Genomic DNA, 19,554 nt, shown 5'->3' on the forward strand with positions numbered 1-19,554 from the left:
GCGGGATAGAGCAGCCTGGTAGCTCGTCGGGCTCATAACCCGAAGGTCAGTGGTTCAAATCCACTTCCCGCCACCAAATTCAAGCGAACCCTGTAATCTTTAAGGTTTCAGGGTTTTGTTTTTGGAAACCACGAGAGAGAGACAAAGCGACGCGGGATAGAGCAGCCTGGTAGCTCGTCGGGCTCATAACCCGAAGGTCAGTGGTTCAAATCCACTTCCCGCCACCAACTTAAATAAGACAAGCCCCGGCATCCTAAAAGTTGCTGGGGTTTGTTTTATGCCGTCTGTTTGATGCCGAGGGCGATCGCATCTTCGACAGATTGATATCCTTTCCGGTTGCACGATCGACATGAATAGAGGACACGGTACTGCAGCGTCCCTAACCGGATTAACCTCTTCTGTCACTTTCGGTAGAGATTATTATCCTACTCCTATTCTAAGGGATGAGAATTAAATAAAATCCACTTTCTATGACTGTTGTGGGATGGGCGTCCCGCCCGTCCTTTCTGGGCGGGCGGGACGCCCATCCCACAAGAAAAAAGGGAAATTATTTAATTGACGATCCTTAGATGTTTTGCATCATTCCTAAACTTTTGATTTAACTTCAGAGAATTGATTCTTAAATTTTCTCCCCTTCGCCAGGAAACAGAAAAATAGGGCAGTGCCTAATATAGTAGTAGGTTCTGGAACTGGTTCGGCTTCGGAAAGTGGTTGCGATTGTGCCACTGCCATATTGTTCTTAACTTCTACTAATCTTAAATTAGTGGTGCTGTCAAAAGTCCGCGAATACACTCCCGAAGTATACAAACTCAGGCTTTTTGTATTACCTTCAGCCAAAAAAGCAAAATTAATTTGTGTTGGATTAAAGTTTCCAGCGAGGTTGTATGACACACTCAATTCCGGGGCTTTAAAAGAGTGCAAACCGATCCCAAGTTCAAAGGATTCTAAAAGAATGTTAGAAACAGTATCAATTAATGAAAAAGATATACTGCCTAGGGCGCTAGCCCGTTCTGATTGGGGATTACTAACAGATGTAAAAAGATGTAAAATAGTCTGAACCGTGAAGGAAAAAGTTTCTCTCGCATTAATAGAGAAGTCGCCGAGCACTGCTGCTTGACTTTGGGCTACACCGAAATAGTTAGTCCCGCTGCCTATGACTTCACTTTGCGAGAGATTTGTTGCCAGCAATTCGTGACAGTTAGATATAAAAAATGCCTCAGCTTTTGCTTGGCTAATGGCTGCACCGCTGTTAGCTATTGTCTGAGTTTTAGTGTTAGTAGATGTACCTGTCTCAGTCGGGGTGTGACGGAAGTTGTTAATCGTTACTGCTGCGGCAGAACCGGCTATTGTGGCAGCACGGCTGGGCGCAATACCTACACTCAAGCTGGTTACTAAAGGAGTTGCTAATAAAAATGCGATCGTTCCGCTACAGTGATTGAATTTCATGGTAAATTTCCTTAAATTTGAAACATTTTAAGTGCTGTTATTGGTAACTTGTAGCGGTTGGTTGCGCTTACGTATCAATACTAGCTATATACTTAGAGATTTTTGTAAAGCTACTGTCAAGAAATCTTGTGTTTAAGTAAAAATTATGTAAAGTTGGTCGCCACAGCTACTAAAAATAGATTCTATGGGAGCTAGGGCGGGTCTTGATCTAAGTAAAATTACTGTTTACTCTAAAAAAGCTTGATTTTAAATAAATGCAATAAAATTTTATAATTAGTCGGGATAATATAAAAAGGCACAAAGCAGAAAGAGTAATCATGCTAGAAATTAAAAACATTCACACCTACTACGGAAATATCCACGCTCTCAAAGGGGTATCGCTAACAGTCTCGCAGGGAGAAGTTGTGACATTAATCGGCAGCAACGGGGCGGGGAAAACGACCACTCTCCGCACGATTCAAGGACTGCTGCGCCCGCGAATCGGCACTGTATTATTTGAGGGAAAGCCTTTAGAAGCACTATCTACAGAGGCGATCGTCCGTTTGGGGATTTCTCAAAGTCCCGAAGGGCGGTTGATTTTTCCGCGAATGACGGTGCAAGAAAACCTGGAAATGGGTGCTTATCTCCGCAACGATACTCTAGGTATCAAGTCCGATATGGAAAAAGCATTAAATTTATTTCCTCGTTTGCGAGAAAGAATTAGTCAAAAAGGGGGAACTCTCAGCGGCGGGGAACAGCAAATGTTGGCGATCGCCCGGGCTTTGATGTCGCGCCCCCGCTTGTTATTATTGGACGAGCCGAGTATGGGATTGGCACCGATGTTAGTCAGTCAAATTTTTGCGATCGTCCGCGATATTAATGCTGAAGGAACAACTATTTTGCTGGTGGAACAAAACGCCCGTATGGCTTTAAGTGTAGCCCACCGCGGCTATGTCATCCAAACCGGTCAGGTTGTAGTCGCCGGTACTGCTAGCGATTTGCAGTCAAATGAAACTGTTCGCAAAGCCTATTTAGGTGAAAGTTAAATAACTATTCTGGTAATCGGTAATGGGTAATCGGTAACAGCAATTACCAATTACCAATTAGCAATTACCCTATTTGCGATCGCAACTTCCCCGTTTCCAATTCCGTCTCAAAAGCCGCCCGCACCTTTTCCCACTCCGCTTGGGCTTCCAACAGGCGATCGCGCGCCGTACTCACATCAAAAACCTGTTCCCCTCCCGACTCAACCGCCAAGCGACCCATATATTCCAACTCCTTGCAAACAGCAGAAAAAGACACCGCTCCTAAATTGGCGCTGCTCGACTTCAGCGTGTGAGAAGCCAGCTTCAAACTATCAGCATCGCCGAGAAAAATAGCCTCCTTAATAGTTTCTAAATGTTGCGGTGCGTCTACCAAATATATCTTGATCAGCTCCCCCAAAAAATCCGGATCTTCATCATCGTCTAGCTCGCGGAGATTTTGCAAAATATGAAAATCAATCGGCGAATCGGCTCCCGGTTGAACGCTCGAAGATGCCGCAGCATCACTGTCAATGTCATCAGAAATATCTTGATTGTTTTCCTCTGTTACCGCATCCAATTCATCCCGAATCAGAGGTGAGCACTTGCTCAAGGCGATCGCCAACTCTTCCCGGCGTACCGGCTTAGTAATATAATCGTCCATACCTGCTTCCAGACACTTTTCGCGATCGCCCTGCATCGCATTAGCAGTCATCGCAATAATTCTCGGCTTCTTGTTAGCAGGCCATTCCTGACAAATGCGGCGCGTCGCTTCCAACCCATCCATATTCGGCATCTGCACATCCATCAGCACAACATCGTAAGATTGCCGCTTCAGCGCCTCCAAAACCTCCAACCCATTAGCCGCAATATCAGCCCGATATCCTATCCTGTCGAGTAAATGCGTAGCCACTTTTTGATTCACCACATTGTCCTCCGCCAGCAAGATCCGAATCTGACTAGAATTAGCTCCATCCTGTCCGGCAGAATTCGTCGCAACCTGCCTCAAAACAGCAGGCGTCCGCTGCGCGCGGTGTTGTTCTTGAGAATTTTCAAAATACTTCAATCCCGAAGTCAAAGTCACCACATTTGAAACTTCTCCCCTGCCGCTTCTGCCAGTAACATATCCAAAAACTTGCAGCAACACATTATAAAACTGGGACTGTTTTAAAGGCTTAGTTAAAAAAGCCGAAAAATGTACTTCTGTAGTTTCAAGTTTTTTCCAAACTTCCGCCTTACTTAAATAAGTAAACAGTACCAAAGGTAGTGCTATTTTGCGAGGGTTTTTAACGATGACATTCGGATTTAAGCCGTCGTCGCCAGACAAATTGCTCTGCTCAAATTTCCGAATCTCCACAGCCAAAGCCACACCGTCCATATCTGGTAGATTCATCGCCAAAATAGCTAAATCGAGCGGCGAGTTTCCTTTGATGATTTCCAAAGCCTCAGCACCCGAAGTTACAGCCACGGGTATCATTCCCCAAGACTCTGCCTGCCGGATCAAAACTTGCCGGTTAATGGCATGATGCTCAACAATTAACAAGCGCTTACCAGCGGCAAATTCCGGTCTTTTTTCCTCAGCCCGGATGTCATTCGCTTCAGCAGTCACCGTGAAATAAAAAATCGAACCCGAACCCGATATCAAGGGCGGAGTAAATTCTTCTGGCGACCTTCCAGCGATACTTTGTCCGGCAGAAACTCCCGGTTGAGACTTAGAACTTCGGGGATCAACCTGGCTGACAACCCACATTGTACCGCCCATCATATCGCTCAAACGCTGGCTGATAGCCAGTCCCAAACCCGTCCCGCCGTAATGTCGTGTTGTCGAAGCATCCACCTGCGAAAAAGCTTTAAACAGGCGATCCATCCGGTCTGGCGGAATACCAATTCCCGTATCTTGGACAGCAAATTGAATCTCGTATTGTTTGCTACGTGCCAACTCTCCCTGGTTAATTGCTAGCGGTTGTGGATCTAGAATATTAATTTTTTCCGGCGAACTCTTAGCAGCTACCGGTTCAATTTGCCTAGCCGTACAGCACACCACAATTTCTCCAGATTCTGTAAACTTAACTGCATTGCCCAGCAAATTTACCAAAATTTGGCGCAGTCTCGTGACATCTCCTAAAATGTTTTTTGGCACAGAATCATCAATAAAATAAGCCAACTCTAAACCTTTTTCTGAGGCTCTAGGAGCCAGTAATTCTAGAGATTCTTCTATACAGTTTTGCAGCTCGAAGGGGCTGCGTTCCAAATCCAATTTTCCAGATTCAATCTTGGAAAAGTCGAGAATATCGTTAATAATAGTCAGCAAAGCATCGCCGCTGGTACGAATTGTCTCCACAAAATCCCGCTGTTCTGGAGTTAGTTCCATATCCAGCAGCAAGCCCGTCATCCCGATGACCGCATTCATCGGAGTGCGGATTTCGTGACTCATCGTTGCTAAAAATTCGCTCTTAGCTCTATTAGCAACTTCCGCCGCTTGTCGTGCTTGATCCAAAGCTTCATTTTGCTCTGCTAACTGTCGCTGTCGCTGAACTTCGGTTTCTAAAAGTTGTGCTTGAGCTAAGGTAATGCCAACTTGAGCGGCAACATCTTCTAACAGTTCAATTTCGTCTGGATTCCACTGGCGAGTTGCATCGCACTGGTGCAAAGTAATAATTCCATTCGGTTCTCCTTGATAGGAAGTGCGAACAGCCAACATAGATTTTAATCCGATGCGGCGGCACATCGGCCCCGAAGATTCCAGCAAAGGATCGGCAAACACATCGGGAGATGCCAGGGCTATATCTTCAGCGAGAAGTTTTTCTGTGTAGGGGTTATAAGTGACAGAAAGTTCTAAATCTAAAGCCGATTCGTGACCGGGTTCTAAGTATTCCGCGACGCAAGGAAGGTGGGGATAAGGTTCCGAAAGATAGGTGTGAATTGTACAGCGATTGACACCAAATACGCGGCCGATTTGGGTGGCGGTAGTTTGAAAAATTTCTTGAGTGTCTAAAGTCGATCGCACTTTTTGAGTAATTTGTTTGAGTAGTAAAACGCGCTGGTACTGACGTTGCAAAGTTCGCTCTCGCTCTTCGCGGGCAATTTCTGCGCCGATGTAATTGCCCATCAACTTTAAAATTTCAAAATTCAGCGGTTTAAAAGGAGATTTAGTGGTGCGAGAAGTAAAGCTCAAAGTGCCATAAATTCGCCCTTGCACTATTACCCTCGTCCCCACAAAAGCCTCCAACTTGCGGACGCTGTAAGCGGGGTGGTTGCGCCACTGAGTAGTGCCGGCTGATTCGACAGAAATAGGTTCGCTCGATCGCAAAACCTCTCGCTCAAAGGTTCTGCTCAAAGCAAAACCGTCTCCTTTAGCAAATCCAAAGGGAAAATCTTCCGGTACATAAGCCGAAATCACTTCGTAGCGATCGCCCAAAACCCTGCCCAACAGCCCGATATCCATCCCAAACTGACTACAGCCCATCGCCAGCAACCGGATCGTTCGATCGTCAAAAGAGCCTTCCGAGCTCACCATTACCTCGTAGAGCGATCGAATTGCCCGCTCACTTTCCCGCAGTTCCTCAACTCCTTCGAGGCGGTTGCAGACATCGTGCAAAGTCCCGAAAATTCCCGCTATTTCGCCTTGCGAATTCCGGCGGACTTGGGCAAATAATTCTACGGAAACAAAGCCGGAATTACTGTGAATTCCCAAGGAGTTTTTTTCCGAAACCGACTTGGACTTAAATCGCAGTTCTCGCCGTTCAAATTCCGACTTCCCGGACAGCAAAGACTCCAATAAATTTGCACATTGCTCGCGCTCATCTGGATGCACCCACTCTAAAAAATTAGTTTGCAAACTTTCGGAAACCGCATAATTAGTAATTTCCGTCCAAGCGCGGTTGAGGAATTTCCAAACCCCCGCCGCATCTATGTGGAAAATTACTGTTGCTTTCAAAGAGTCAAATAGATGGAATTGTTCTCGATCGTGCTCGCGGTTTTTGACTTCAAACTGCTTGTTTAGAGTAATATCTGTATGAGTTCCTACTACCCGCAGCGGTTTGCCAGTAGCGCTGCGTAAAACTTGACCTCGGTTCAGCACCCAGACAGTGCTGCCGTCTTTACAGTACATCCGATATTCGGCTGCAAAATCCGGTGTCTTTTGGGCGAAGTGTTCTTCTAAAGCTGCCTTTACCGAGTCAATATCATCTCGGTGGATGCGACTCCACCATTCCGATCGGCGATTCGAGATTTCCCCTTCTTGGTAGCCCAGCATTTCTTGCCACCGCGCCGAATAAAAAAACTCATCTGTTTCGAGATTCCAGTCCCAAATCCCCTGATTGTTGACTGCAGGGGGGAGATTTGGCCGCTCTACGAAACTGTGGTGAGAAATTTCAGCCATCTCGTGGCTATTTGCTGCTGTCCGCTGTATTTCTGCTGAGAGTTTTTTGTATTGAGCGTTGCTAGATTCTAGCTGGCGCTGCAAAGCAATTAAGCCAGAATGCAGAGATTTGGAATCCAGCGCTTGTAAAAGGATAGTTTTAGGATTAATAATCCCGATCGGGTGATTTGTTTCGTTGATGACTAATAAAGGCAACTGGCAGTAGTGTTTTTGCAGCAGCGCCACGGCTGCTTCGAGGCTAGAGTGCGATCGCACCAGTGGCGGCGAACTGCTGCAAATTGCTCCCGCTTTAATTTTGTTAGAGTCTCTTCCCAGGGCCTGCAACTGCACGATATCCCGCGAACTTACCACCCCAACCAGTTTGTGAATGTTGGGATTTGTAAATTTGGAATTGTGAGCAGCACCAGTCGAGTGTTGATCGGGGGTTTCAGTGATTAATACATAACTAACATTGTGTCTAAACATCAGTTGCGCCAAGTAGCGAACCGAAGAATTAGAAGGAGCGTGAATTATTCGTGAAGCTGCTATTTGAGGGATTTGATAAAGTTTAATTAAACTTGCGGGCAGCTCTAATTTTTGATGCACAATTGGCAGCGGCGGAGGGAACGCGAAAGCCGCAGGTAGCGAAGCGCTGCTAATTGCTTTTGGTGTCGATTCCCCAATTTCCTGCAACACTTGCACCAAGCTTTGAGAGCTAATTAAACCGACAAGTTCTTCAGCCTCGCTGACGACGGGCAAATGGCTGATCTGATTTTTATCCAGCAGATTGGCTAAGGCAAAAAAGTCGGGAATTTCCGATTCTCTGGCTACAGTTACGGTTCTGATCATGATTTGCTCGATCGCAAATCCCCTCAAAGCAGCGCCGATCGAATTTAGCTGTACGATATCTCGCGCTGTAAAAATCCCCAGCACTGTCTGGCTGCTAGGATAGGGAGCTTTTGAGCCGTTGAGAGGCCGCCCGTTGCCTCCTGCGTGTAGCGCACGCGGTACACCGTTGTAGAAACCCGACTGTTCCCGCGATTGTGGGGAAGTCCCGTTCGTGGGATTTCCGAGTTGATAATTCCCGCGCGGTTCTACCACGAGGACGTAACTGGCTCCTGTGCTACTCATCAGCTCGATCGCCTTTTCTACGGGCGTCTCAGGGGTGACGGTGAGGGGATTGCGGTTGATGACCTGACTGAGGGAGGGAATAAACATCAGGGGGCATAAAAGTGATATTTGTTGGAAAAAGCCGATCGCGAGCAGCAGGTTGATTGAGAGGCTTTACCCGCGAGATTTCCAAGCGCGCTCAAAGTTTCTGTACGATTCAACTCACCCATACTTCCAGCATCTTGGCATTTAAAATTAATTCCGTGCCATATCCTGATAATTGACGGCTTCTGACTTCCAGAACCAATGCTATCTGCCAGAGGGCGGACATGAAGGCGGGCGGGTAATTCCTCGCCTAGCCTAACTGCTGCGGGTTTACGAGCAAGAATTTCTGCGATTGTCTAGACTGCACCCTACTTTCTGCCCCTCAACGGAACTCTCGCTCACATTCTGTTTGAGGCCAGATACCTGCACCCTACCAATTTACCAGCGACAGGAGGGGAATCACAACATGACATTTAGGTATTGCAACTGTGCAATTGGGGGTTCGAGGGTTCGAGGGTTCCAGGGTTCCAAGGCCAAGCAGGCAGAAAATAAATAATTTTGAGCATAACTAATTCTATCTTATCCCAATTATGGCCCAGAGGATTTGAGCTTCAATTCTGGCGATCGAACTTGATGAGAATAGCGCTGTTCCCTGCCAGTGTAAAACTCGCATTGCCACCCTTGAGCCTTAAGCTACCAACAACCTCATCCATTGTTTTAGAACTGAACTCCCGCACCGTGCCATTACCAGTTTTTATCAGCTCCGAAATATCAGCATTAACAGTGTAAGATGTTGCTCGGTCATTGACAACCAGCAAGTAAACATTCTTGCTAGCATCAAGAGTTGCAACTGCCATTAAATCCGAACTATTAGTGATAGGAAAAAAGGTAGCTTTCCCGCCCTGCAAAGCCCTAATTCCCATCCGTAAAGCATAGTAGCCTGCGCGCCGTTTTCCCCCGTCCCCTAGCAAACCTTCCGCCCCTGCGGGCTTGCCCCAGTCGTACAAACAGAATATGTGACTGCCGTCAATATAATTATCCCCCGGTTGAGAACCTCGAATCAAATTCTTAATCAAATTTAAAGCTAAAGATAAATCACCGTAGCTCATGTTGTAAGTTCCCCATTCTCCTACCCAAAGCTGCGAGTTAGCGCGGACAGTACCGTTCATCCAGCCGCGCACTTTGCGGGTGTAGCTAGAAATATCTGCATCGTAGTTGTGGACATTGACTGTATCGAAATAATTCGGTATTTCCTGCAAAGCACTAGCCGGCCAATTGCTGCCGCCTATGGTTTTCGGGCCGTGGATGCGGTAAGTGCGCGAAGGCAAATAAGTTTTATAAACAAAGTCGATCGCATCTTTTGCCACCTTAACCAATTCAAAATAGTCAGCCCTAGTCCCGCCCCAACCCTGATCGCGATTGTCCGGTTCGTTGTGAATTTCCCAATCATCAACGCGGTAATCATTGCGAACATTCAGCCAATAAACCGTAGCAAAAACGTGTTCCCACCACTCGTTCCAATCTTCTCCTGTGCGCGGCGGATTCAGTTGCAGTGCCCAACTGGGATTCCAGTTATTATCAACATTACGAATACTCACAACCGGGCGAATATTTGCTTGTTTGAGACTATTAAAAATAGTCCTGGCATTGCCTTGCCAAACCCTACCTGGTCGTCCCGACCACCAATAATCGCTACCCTGGGGCGGATTAGTCATCATCTGATCCCAATGTGCCCAATTAATTATATTGGGATTTGTCTTAATTTCGTCAATAGATGGCCAACCGTATTTACCATCATCATCTTCAGCTTCCCATCGAGACATACCCCCGTAAATGCGGTAGGTATTAATTCCCAAATCTTGCAAATCTTTGATGTCGAAATTGATATTGCCTTCGACTGCACCGATGTAGCGAGTGCTGACACCCGCAGCAGTGCCGGAAATTTTAATTGTTTCGATGTTTTGAGCAAAAGTTGTCATTCCGATGAACAACCCTAGGCTGATGGCAATTAAAACACCTAGAAAAAAAATCAGAATTCTAGTTTTTGATAACACGTGATTATTAACTACTAATTTAGGTTATTTTATGTTCGAGGTAAATATACCCATCGCTAATCTAACTTAACGGGCGATCGAGTTTGTTAGCTATTGTAATAAAAAAGCATTAACTATACCAATTTCCCGAATTAACACATAAAGTAAAATAGCACAGGTAGCAGTCAAAAGTGAAGGTTCACCTCGAACAACCACAGTAAAATATTTGGGTATAACAATTAACCCTATAAATTGCGTTAAATATCTGGCGGGGTGACAACGCCGCCGGAAAGCCAGCCAGGCCTCATATTTGATCGACTTGTGTTAAAAAAGATAGGTCAGAGCATTCCAAGGGACGATCGCCTTTTGTTCGCGGGTAACAACAAAACATGGACGCCCAAGCTGCAGATAAAGTGAGTTTGGGCTTGATCTGGGCTGAAAATTTGTTTAAGTCCCGTTAGGAAAAAACGCTTTTATTAATTAATTAGACGATCGCCATTTAATAAAAACATTAAACCCTCAGCAATTGCCGAGGGTTTATTTCCCAAATCCTACAATTTTCCCCACAAAAAATATATCGGTCTAAAGGTAGATGATATTGGTGACCAACCTAGGTTATGCTCGGAGAACTTCTATACTTGTTTATAGCTACAAAACAGGCGCATCAAAAATGCAATAATTAGACCCAAAGCCCCACTCGTGAAGCAACCTAAAACATCGATGGATTTCTCTAGAGTAAGTCTTAAAGGAGCATAAAAATGTTAGATATTGATGAAATGAGTTCAAAAGAAATACAAGAACTTTTGCAGCAAGTAGGACACGGACACCTCGGCTGTGTATTTGAAGGGCTTCCCTACGTTGTGCCAATGCACTATTATCTCCAAGATTCGGACATATACATTTTCACAACAGTCGGGATGAAAACGAAGTATATCGACGGCAATCCAGAAGTCTGCTTGCAAGTGGAAGAAGTCCGCGATATGGAACACTGGCGCAGCGTTGTCGTGAACGGGCGAGCAGAACGCCTTACGCAGCAGGAAGACATCGATCGCGCGATGGAATTGGTCAAAGAACACAACCCCAAACTTTCGCCCGCCATCAATCGCACCTGGATTGACTCGCAAGGGCGTGCGGAGACCATCGCAATTTACCGCATTCAGCCCTGGGAAATGAGCGGGCGCACGACGGAGGGAATCAGCAGTCGGTGAACGTCGAGACTCACTTGTTACCGGGTTTTTTACGAAAATACTTAATTAAGATTTTCAATCTCGGTAAAAAACCCGGTTTACGATCGTCAGAGCGCCTCCAACACTAGAAATTACAAAAAAGTGCGGCCGGAGAAAATAGTGCCAAATATCAGCTCAAACAGCTTTGCTTGCCAAAAAATCTCTCATGTACCGATTCACTAACTGCGGCTGTTCCTGCTGCACCCAGTGGCTGCAATTAGGAATGTAATGAATCTGAAAATCCCGCACGTAATCTGCGGTTCCATAGGTTAACTCTTTGCCGAGGGCCGCATCTTTTTCTCCCCAAATCATCAGCGTCGGAACTTCCAGCACGCTCCAATTCTGGCGATCGAGAAATCCGCGAGCAATATTGCGGTAATAATTGATAGTAGCAGTCAGAGCGCCCCGTTTGGCAGCGGCATCTTTGTAAGCTTCGATATCTGAGGGACTAAAGGTGCTTTTGTCAACTGCCATACCTTCCAAAGCAGCCGAAATTGCTTGATAGTCGTCCCACTGAATTAACAACTCCGGCAAAACTGGCAACTGAAATAAAAAGATGTACCAACTTTTCAGCAATTGTTGGGGAGTGCGTAACCCTTCAGCAAACTTGGCCGGATGCGGTAGATTCATCACAATTAATTTATCCACCATTTCGGGATAAGCATAAGCAAAATTCCAGGCGATCGCGCCTCCCCAGTCGTGACCAACTAAGACGCAACTTTCGTATCCCAAACCCTGAATAATGCCCTTGACATCTTGCACAAACTCTGCCATAACGTAAGCAGATCGATCGCGAGGTTTGTCGCTGTCGTTGTAACCCCTGAGATCCACAGCGACAACTTTATAATCTGATGCAAATTCTGGGATTTGATGCCGCCAAGAATACCAAAATTCAGGAAATCCGTGCAGCATCAGCATCAGCGGCCCAGAACCTTGAGTGACATAGTGCAGTTTAATGCCGTTCGTAGCGATAAATTCGTGTTTCCAAGCAGCTTCCTTCTAGCACAGACATATTTGATGCTTCCTCTAGCTATCGAGATAGCCTAGCAGTTCCTCTCTTTAAGAGGAACCAACTTTAGGCCGATCTAGCAATTCTCCCAGCACTTGTAAACTCTTCCTTTTCTCTTCATTTGTGGAACAGGCGTCCCATCGGTGGTTCTTCGCGAAAAAAAGCCGTAGCTTGCGGGGCCCGACGCCATTGCCCGTTTCCCAAAAAGATTGCTATCTCTGTCAAAATAATAGTATAATGTTGCTGGCATCCAGACAACTGTTAAGCCAAAAATTACTCATTTTAGAGCGCGCGAAAATCTCGAAGCGCAAGAAATTGAGTTTTGTTGATAGCGCCAGTTCAATAATTAAGATCGGGCGAGTGTACTAGGAACTAAAGGAGTTAATACTATGTCGGGCGATCGCCTGCAAAACATTGTTAACCGCTTGACAGATCGTCTAAAGCGCGATGTATTAGTTGAAAAATCCCTCTACGACATTCGAGAAGTTTTGCAGAGCGATCGCGCGGTGCTTTATCATTTTTACAAACAGTGGCAAGGTCGAGTGACTTACGAGATGTTAAGTGCGATCGAACTCTCAATCTTGGGTTCAACGGGGCCAGACGAATGTTTTAGCGGCGAATACGCTGCTTTGTACGAAGCGGGCAGAGTTAAAGCAATTGCAGATATTGAAGTAGAACCAATTAACCCATGTCACCGAGATTTTCTGCTTAGCCTGAAAGTTCGCGCCAATTTAGTCGTGCCAATTTTAACAAACAAAGGACTGTGGGGGCTGTTAATTGCTCATCAGTGCAGCGGGCCCCGCACTTGGTCGCGATCGGACATTGAATTCATGCAGCAACAAGCACAAAATATGGCAATGTCTCCCACAATTCAAGATAGTTAATATTTAATCCCAGATTCTGCTTGGTGACAGTTGGGGTATCGAGCATAAAATATATATGCGAAAACCGAGACAGAAATATTTACACATATATAATGTTGCAAAGCTTACGGGAAGAGAATTTCAGATTCTATTTTGTGTAATTAATTCTGTCTAACTACTTATCCATCTAACTGTTCCAAACCTTGGTCTCTAGGAATAGTTGGTGGCAAGGAGTTTTCGGATGCTGGGGGAGCGAAACCCAAGAATGATATCTTGAGGAGACACGCCGCGTTGAATCAGTTCTCGATCGATATAGATTTCGGTACTGTTGTGTTGAATCCAGATTTGATTTTCGATGATATCGAGCTGCATGGCACAGCCATAGATGCGATATTCGTCGCGCCATTCGTTGTGCATAACGAGGTATCGATCGCGGGCGAAATCGAATATTAGCTGAGCATTTGCGTCATTTTTAGAAAAGTCTTCGAGAAAGTCACAAACAATTTTGCGGTATTCGTTTAGTCTATCCATTGGTCGATCGCCTCACGAGTTGGATTATAAACAATTAGTCGAATTTCATAACGTTCGATGACAGTTTTTGCGGGTTCAAACCTGAGAAACATTTGGTAGGTATCGGTGGGCACTGCCAGATAGAGTATACGTTCGGGTTCGCTAGAGACTTCGAGGGCAACGCGATAGTTGAGGAATTGACCGAGGGCAGTGTGGAATTCAGAAATGGTGGAGCCACCTACGAAACTTTTGACTTCTACAGCTATTTTACGTCCTTCTTTTTCAGCGGCGATCGCTTCTTCGGCTGCAAGATCGATGTAGACATCAGCAACACCATAGCGTAACTGGTAGGGATCGTGGGTAATCTTCCAGCCATCTTTTTGTAGGGCGATTTTGACCCTGTTGTGGAAGAGATCCTTTGCCATTTTTAGTTTGGGTTCTAATTGGACGTATTCCCCTTAGATAGCATTACGATCGAGTAAGACTTGCTGTCTCCCGATCGTACCGGAATTGATCGAGGGTTCCTTCCTTGATTTTTTCGATCGCCTCCTCAATGACTTCTAGTGGAACGAGGAACCACTCCCTTGGCTGCACTGGTATACCGAAGCGATCCTGTAATTCCAAATCCAATCGAGCACTGGCGAAGAACTTCTGAAGGAGTGCCTCAAGTCGCTTCCGGTTCATATTTGCCAGTTTGAATTTTGCGACGATTTCCACATCTGCTAGTAGATAGGTGGGGTCTTTCTTGGCGTTGGCAATTCGGCTTTTTACGTCTCCTCCGGTGACGCCGATCTTGTGAATAATAGACCGATTCTCCGCAATGAAGGGGTGATCCGATTGGCTCCTGAGCACGTAAATGTACCCAGTTGGTAAGTCGTCTGCTGCTTCAATGTGAGAAAATAGGGGGCCGAAATCTGGGGTGGTGATGCGGCGGCTGGCCTTGTCTTTATTTAAAGCACGCTGGAGCGATCGCAACAGCAAATCGCTCTCGGTGGCATTGTCATAAACCACCCTCAACCGGCAGTCCGATCGACCATAGTCGCTGACAAACGGCTCACCCATATCGACCACCATCACCTTCTGCCCATCAAGGATGAACAAATCACCTTCCTTGACGGCTGCATAGTCTTGATATTTGATGGTTTGCCGTTCCCCCGACTGCAATTGCCGTTGCACTTTGTCAAAGATGGGTTTGAATTCATCAAAGTCCTGACAGGGAGTACGTTGGGCGATTTCCTCGGCTGCTTTGATTTCGCTGCGCGATCGCACATGAGTAAGCTGGGTAACGTCGTTCTCTGAGGCTGCATCGACTCCCAGGGAGGCCAGCAGTGCTTCATCTGTCAGATTGCTTTCTGTGATCGGGCTGGCATCAGTCTCAGCATCTAACAGTCTGCGTGAGTCTAGGGGTTCCAAGACTGCACGACATTCCTCCGATTCTCGCAGGCGATCGAGCCGTACTGCATAAAGCCGCTCGAAGATATCGCGATCTTCCCCATGCTGGGGCAGTCTGCCATATTCTTCCACAAACCGCTCGATCTCCTCAAAGCCTGCGACGATCCGCTCTTCTCTGGCAGAACGCTGGCCGGAGGGTTCGGGGGTCATGTCCATGCCCAATTCACCGAGCAATTCCAAATCATCATCGGTGGTGTACTTAGGCATTAGTTTCCTCCTTCACTTTGCGTTGCAGGAAGGCAACTCCTTCTGCCATCCGTTTTTCCCAGGGATCGACTGCTGTGAGAGAGGGCAACCTGCCTTTTTCTTGCTTGAACCGCAGCGCCCGTTTGGCTAATTCCCGCGCTTCTTCCACGCTAAGGGTTACTCGCTTAGCCGCAATGACTTCTGCCACCTGCTTCAGCCGTTCTTCGCTCATGGACTTAGCCAGAATGGCATAGGCTTCGCCAAAGGGATTGATGCGATCGATCAGATCCATATCGAGGTCTGTTACCGATAGGGCGAACTTCCTCACCCCATCGAGGAGTGAGGTGTTTTTCGCTGCTTCCCCACCACCAGGATTTGTGGCGTACTGCCCACCACTTTCGTTCATGGTTTTTTTAGCTTGTTGGACGAGGGTTAGGGCGGCGATCGCGTGTTGGCGGACGGCTTCTCGATCTTCCGCTTCTAGATTTGGGAACTTCTCTTTGACGATTTTGCCCATGCGAACTTGGGTGAGTTCTTCCGGCACCAGTTCTTCATCAAATAGGCCGCGCTCGATCGTTGGCTTATCTTGGACAAAAGCCGTCACCAGTTCGGTCAAGTCTTCGCGGCAGATGCGTTCGGCTTCCGGGCTCTTGGGTTCGGCTAATCCCTTAATTTCCATTTGAATCAGGCCTCTCTCTGGATTGATGCCTACGTTGCACTTGCCAGGATTGTAACCATCTTCCCCGTAGTCGAAACCCGGTGTTGGTTGATTGTCGGGGCGCTTGGGTTTGAACTCGAAGCGCGGCGCGAGCACCTGCTCCATCAGTAGGCTGGCCGCAATGGCTTTGAGCGTGTCGTTCACTGCCTCGGTGACGGCAGATTCGGCGGCATCCGGCTCGGCAATCAGGTTGGTGAACCGAGCGCGGGTTTTCCCTGGTGCATCGCGGGTGGCGCGACCGATAATCTGAATAATCTCTGTCAAACTGGAGCGGTAGCCGATCGTCAGGGCGTGCTCGCACCAGATCCAATCGAAGCCCTCTTTCGCCATGCCGAGGGCGATGATGATGTCCACACGATCGCGATTGTTCTTCTGGGTGGGGTCTTTTAGGGCGGTGGCGACTTTATCCCGTTTGGTGGGGTCGTCGTCTACGAGATCGGCGATTTTGAGGATCGTGCCGTCGGCGGTTTTGACGAGTTGAAATCCCGTGTTGGGATCGGTGCCTTGCCATTCGCCCAGTTCCTCGATGATGTGCTCCACCTCGCGGATCTTGTCCTTGGTGCTTTCGCGGGAGTTGACGTTGGGAATGTGCAGGATGGTTTTCTCTTTCGGGTTTAGCACCTGCACGATTTCGTCGGTGTAGCTGCCCGCGTAGAAGTAGTAGCCGATGTCGAGTTGCTTCAGGTATTGGTAGCCGTTGAGCTGTTCGTAGTAGGTGTAGGTGACGGTATCGAATCGGGATTCGTCTTCGGGGTGCAACACAGCTTCGGCATCGCCACGAAAGTAGGAGCCGGTCATGGCTATGATGTGGGTTTTGTCGCGGGCCATGAGCTGGCGGACACGATCGCCCAGCTTGTTGTCTGGGTTGGACGAAACATGATGAAATTCGTCTATGGCGATTAGGCGATCGTCTAAGATTTCGATACCGAATTTGTCCACGGCAAAGCGGAATGTGGCGTGAGTGCAGACCAGAATCTTGGCATTGCTGGCTAGAAACTTCTGCACCGCGCCCACTTTGCCGCCGTCGTTTCCCGGTGCGTCGCAGAGATTCCACTTCGGCTCAACTTGCCAATCGGCCCAAAAGCCAAACTGACTCAGCGGCTCATCGTGGAAGCTGGAGCCGATCGCCTTTTCTGGTACTACGATGATGGCTTGTTTGAGGTTCTGGTTCTCTAGTTTGTCCAAGGCGATGAACATCAATGCCCGACTTTTGCCGGAGGCGGGAGGCGATTTGATCAGGAGGTATTGTTCGCCGCGCTTTTGGTAGGCGCGTTCTTGCATGGGGCGCATACCGAGGGCGTTGGGGCGGGTGGAGGTGCCATCCTGGGCGTAGGTGACGGAAACTGAGGGAATCGCGATCGGTTTGCTCATGGGTGGTAAACTTTGGTTTTGCGATTGACAGGCTGTTCGGTAGCACTTATCGGACATTCATTTTGGTAAGTCAAAGTCTACTGATTAAATCGCCACGCCGAAAGGTTGCAGATAGCTGCTGTAAGGAAATCTCTTGTTCGCCATAAAGATCTTGCAGCGCACGTTGAATATCCTGTACTGAGGCATCGAAATAGGCTTCGCTATTTTGTTCAATCAGATGCTGTGCCGATTGAAAATTCTGATGGCTAATGTCTTTCATCTGAATATTCAAATCAGCAAGAAGCTTGCGTCCCATCTGCATGGCAATAAAGCATGAAGCATAGCGAACAACATCTGGATCGGCAGGATTTGGTCTTTTGCGACGATTTTCTGCAATTCTGTAAAGCTGAACGGCAATTACAACTTGCGATCCGCTCAATTGGTCGGTGAAGATTGCGTCATAAAGTTTTCCGAAATGCTCGCGCGAGAAGAATTTTGCTTGATGAGGCTTTTCTCGCCAAACAGATAGTATGGCTTCAGCAGCTACTCCTGAAGTAATATCTATCGGACGGGTACTAGAATCATAACGCTTCCGGCGGTAATTGAATCCTAATTGCTGAATATCTATTTCCAGTCTTTGCTGGAGTTCGTCATTAGCGCGTAAATCTTTAAGATCTACTGGATTTTGACTATTAGTAGCATAAGTGATTCTTTGAACTAAACTTTCGTTTTCATGAGGTAATTGATAAAGTCGAAGCAGAACATAAGCTTGGGCATTTTCATGAAGCAAATTGTTGTCACGCAAAGTTTTGAATATGGTCAGACAGGTTTGGCCTCCATTGATAATTTGTAAATTTTCGACACGCACCTGATAATTACCATCTTGCAAAGCGTTGTACGAAAAGTTTTCACAAGTTAGGGTTATCCCATTATTGTAAAAGTAGAAATTGTTCTTCTCATCGCTGGTTAAAGTGTTTCTAATAGCCTCATTGACGCGATTACCTTGCAAGCCTAAGTAACGACGAATATTCCGCTCTAATAATCGTTCACCATGTCGTTCAATTAGTGCTGCGATTTCGGTGACGGAAATTCTGCCAACTAATACTCGGCTAAATTCCATATCTTCAACGATCGCCTTGCCACTTAGTTGCAAAGAATCTTTTACGGGTTTGGAAGCTTGCAGAATTTTGACCAAGCGTTCGTGATTAATATGCTCCCACGTAACTTGACTGCCGAAGCCAGTGCGTTCAATAGCTTCCTGTGCAGACGCATTCCAATTTAGGCCATTGTTACAGGCTAATGCCCGAACCTGTGGGATGTAACCATCCCGAATCAAACTACGAGCTTCTTCGACTTTTGCGAGCAGTCGTTGATTAATATGTTCTAGTCTAGCTGCTGGATTAAATAAGTATTGAATTGCGTTGATTAAACTTTCAATGCCTTCTTGGGGAAAGTTAGAATCTCCTGCTAGCTTGTTTTTGTATTTTGCTTGAAACAAGCTAACTGTAAATTCACCATCATACTCTTCGGAAATGTGCATGGCATCTACGCCAAAGTCACCAGATCCTTCGGTCAGGCACTCGAAAGCGTCGTCATCTTCTAAATCCAAGATGGTTCTAACACATAGGTATACAAATGCGAGGGACTTGATTTTACCTTCATCTTGGATGTGCAATTCTTCGGCGGACTTTTGACGAATATCGTTAACGACTGATGCTAATCGTTGGTCAATGATAGATGCATTAATGTCCATGTACTTATTTACTTAGTATGTTCTCAAGAATTCGCTTCATTCAGTCTAGGCGGGAATATGGTCGGCTTGATTATGAGATAGTTGAGAATTTTTAATTCTTTTGCTGAAGCCAGTTAGTTAAATCGACGATATTCGTAAAACCCTTCAAGTCTAGATTGCACAGCCTCTGCATATTCTTGCAGGGCTACTGGGTGAAATTCATATTTCATTGCTGTGCAAGTTGCCGTATTTGGGCTAAGGCAATATCTCCGGGAATAGTTTGAACTGCGCCGCTATCAATTTCGGCAATGCGTTCTTGAGCTTTCTGCACGCCTTCTAATAAAATATCTCGATCGATTTGTCTTTCCATGCTCTCCACAATTTTGTCAATGAGGATAGCCTTGGCTGCATCTGGTAATGCAGTTGCTTCTGAAATGAGTTGGTCTAGGGTTAGCATTGGCTCGTTTGGCTATAAGAGGCTAGTCTGATTTTAACATTTTGTATTTAACGGGT

The 19,554-nt window shown here is 46.6% G+C and carries 13 protein-coding genes and 2 tRNA genes; 5 read left to right on the forward strand and 10 right to left on the reverse strand.

Features of this window, described 5'->3' with window-relative positions; all coding sequences use genetic code 11:
- Nucleotides 1–76: transfer RNA gene (locus QT984_RS22065), tRNA-Met, on the forward strand.
- A 74-nt stretch (nt 77–150) separates the two neighbouring features.
- Nucleotides 151–227 (forward strand) — tRNA-Met (locus tag QT984_RS22070).
- A gap of 358 nt (nt 228–585) precedes the next feature.
- On the opposite strand, the gene QT984_RS22075 is transcribed toward QT984_RS22070, so the two are convergent.
- Complete coding sequence (locus tag QT984_RS22075) at nt 586–1,446, reverse strand: PEP-CTERM sorting domain-containing protein (protein ID WP_333374951.1); 861 nt, start codon at nt 1,444–1,446, stop codon at nt 586–588.
- A 317-nt stretch (nt 1,447–1,763) separates the two neighbouring features.
- Here QT984_RS22075 and QT984_RS22080 point away from each other — a divergent pair, with 317 nt between their 5' ends.
- Nucleotides 1,764–2,471, forward strand: a complete 708-nt coding sequence (locus QT984_RS22080) for an ABC transporter ATP-binding protein (RefSeq protein WP_333053265.1) — start codon at nt 1,764–1,766, stop codon at nt 2,469–2,471.
- Nucleotides 2,472–2,535: 64 nt separating this feature from the next.
- On the opposite strand, the gene QT984_RS22085 is transcribed toward QT984_RS22080, so the two are convergent.
- Together QT984_RS22085 and QT984_RS22090 are read right to left on the reverse strand one after the other, a co-directional pair.
- The gene (locus QT984_RS22085) at nt 2,536–8,025 is read right to left on the reverse strand and encodes a response regulator (RefSeq protein WP_333340670.1); all 5,490 of its coding nucleotides are present in this window, start codon (nt 8,023–8,025) and stop codon (nt 2,536–2,538) included.
- Nucleotides 8,026–8,573: 548 nt separating this feature from the next.
- On the reverse strand, nt 8,574–9,941 hold the full coding sequence (locus QT984_RS22090) for a hypothetical protein (RefSeq protein WP_333208330.1): 1,368 nt from the start codon (nt 9,939–9,941) through the stop codon (nt 8,574–8,576).
- 812 nt (nt 9,942–10,753) lie between these two features.
- Between QT984_RS22090 and QT984_RS22095 the strand changes: the two genes are divergently transcribed.
- On the forward strand, nt 10,754–11,203 hold the full coding sequence (locus QT984_RS22095) for a pyridoxamine 5'-phosphate oxidase family protein (protein WP_333262890.1): 450 nt from the start codon (nt 10,754–10,756) through the stop codon (nt 11,201–11,203).
- Between the two features lie 153 nt (nt 11,204–11,356).
- Here QT984_RS22095 and QT984_RS22100 read toward each other — a convergent pair whose 3' ends face one another.
- Nucleotides 11,357–12,139: an alpha/beta hydrolase gene (locus QT984_RS22100; RefSeq protein ID WP_333374953.1), complete on the reverse strand. Its 783-nt coding sequence runs from the start codon at nt 12,137–12,139 to the stop codon at nt 11,357–11,359.
- A gap of 480 nt (nt 12,140–12,619) precedes the next feature.
- On the opposite strand from QT984_RS22100, the gene QT984_RS22105 reads away from it, so the two are divergent.
- Entirely contained in the window at nt 12,620–13,114 is a 495-nt protein-coding gene (locus tag QT984_RS22105; protein WP_333053270.1) for a GAF domain-containing protein, read from the forward strand.
- A 189-nt stretch (nt 13,115–13,303) separates the two neighbouring features.
- On the opposite strand, the gene QT984_RS22110 is transcribed toward QT984_RS22105, so the two are convergent.
- The 6 genes from QT984_RS22110 to QT984_RS22135 all read right to left on the reverse strand — a co-directional run bounded on the left by QT984_RS22110 (nt 13,304) and on the right by QT984_RS22135 (nt 19,498).
- Nucleotides 13,304–13,624, reverse strand: coding sequence for a XisI protein (locus QT984_RS22110; protein WP_333053271.1), 321 nt, complete (start codon nt 13,622–13,624; stop codon nt 13,304–13,306).
- Nucleotides 13,612–14,028, reverse strand: a complete 417-nt coding sequence (locus QT984_RS22115) for a XisH family protein (protein ID WP_333262887.1) — start codon at nt 14,026–14,028, stop codon at nt 13,612–13,614. The genes QT984_RS22110 and QT984_RS22115 overlap by 13 nt, the downstream gene beginning before the upstream one ends.
- A gap of 43 nt (nt 14,029–14,071) precedes the next feature.
- Complete coding sequence (locus QT984_RS22120; protein ID WP_333208336.1) at nt 14,072–15,262, reverse strand: GIY-YIG nuclease family protein; 1,191 nt, start codon at nt 15,260–15,262, stop codon at nt 14,072–14,074.
- Complete coding sequence (locus tag QT984_RS22125; RefSeq protein ID WP_333208337.1) at nt 15,255–17,330, reverse strand: DEAD/DEAH box helicase; 2,076 nt, start codon at nt 17,328–17,330, stop codon at nt 15,255–15,257. The genes QT984_RS22120 and QT984_RS22125 overlap by 8 nt, the downstream gene beginning before the upstream one ends.
- A 70-nt stretch (nt 17,331–17,400) precedes the next feature.
- Nucleotides 17,401–19,062, reverse strand: a complete 1,662-nt coding sequence (locus QT984_RS22130; RefSeq protein WP_333374956.1) for an AIPR family protein — start codon at nt 19,060–19,062, stop codon at nt 17,401–17,403.
- Between the two features lie 205 nt (nt 19,063–19,267).
- Nucleotides 19,268–19,498 (reverse strand): addiction module protein, encoded by a 231-nt coding sequence (locus QT984_RS22135; protein WP_333053276.1) that lies wholly within the window; start codon nt 19,496–19,498, stop codon nt 19,268–19,270.
- Nucleotides 19,499–19,554 lie beyond the last annotated feature (56 nt).

Origin of the sequence: Microcoleus sp. Z1_B2 (genome assembly GCF_036700325.1) — a bacterium.
Lineage (GTDB): Bacteria > Cyanobacteriota > Cyanobacteriia > Cyanobacteriales > Microcoleaceae > Microcoleus.

Coding starts and splice junctions, on each gene's coding strand:
- QT984_RS22075 (WP_333374951.1), bottom strand. CDS start 1,446: ATGAAATTCAATCACTGTAGCGGAACGATCGCATTTTTATTAGCAACT.
- QT984_RS22080 (WP_333053265.1), top strand. CDS start 1,764: ATGCTAGAAATTAAAAACATTCACACCTACTACGGAAATATCCACGCT.
- QT984_RS22085 (WP_333340670.1), bottom strand. CDS start 8,025: ATGTTTATTCCCTCCCTCAGTCAGGTCATCAACCGCAATCCCCTCACC.
- QT984_RS22090 (WP_333208330.1), bottom strand. CDS start 9,941: ATGACAACTTTTGCTCAAAACATCGAAACAATTAAAATTTCCGGCACT.
- QT984_RS22095 (WP_333262890.1), top strand. CDS start 10,754: ATGTTAGATATTGATGAAATGAGTTCAAAAGAAATACAAGAACTTTTG.
- QT984_RS22100 (WP_333374953.1), bottom strand. CDS start 12,139: ATGCTGATGCTGCACGGATTTCCTGAATTTTGGTATTCTTGGCGGCAT.
- QT984_RS22105 (WP_333053270.1), top strand. CDS start 12,620: ATGTCGGGCGATCGCCTGCAAAACATTGTTAACCGCTTGACAGATCGT.
- QT984_RS22110 (WP_333053271.1), bottom strand. CDS start 13,624: ATGGATAGACTAAACGAATACCGCAAAATTGTTTGTGACTTTCTCGAA.
- QT984_RS22115 (WP_333262887.1), bottom strand. CDS start 14,028: ATGGCAAAGGATCTCTTCCACAACAGGGTCAAAATCGCCCTACAAAAA.
- QT984_RS22120 (WP_333208336.1), bottom strand. CDS start 15,262: ATGCCTAAGTACACCACCGATGATGATTTGGAATTGCTCGGTGAATTG.
- QT984_RS22125 (WP_333208337.1), bottom strand. CDS start 17,330: ATGAGCAAACCGATCGCGATTCCCTCAGTTTCCGTCACCTACGCCCAG.
- QT984_RS22130 (WP_333374956.1), bottom strand. CDS start 19,062: ATGGACATTAATGCATCTATCATTGACCAACGATTAGCATCAGTCGTT.
- QT984_RS22135 (WP_333053276.1), bottom strand. CDS start 19,498: ATGCTAACCCTAGACCAACTCATTTCAGAAGCAACTGCATTACCAGAT.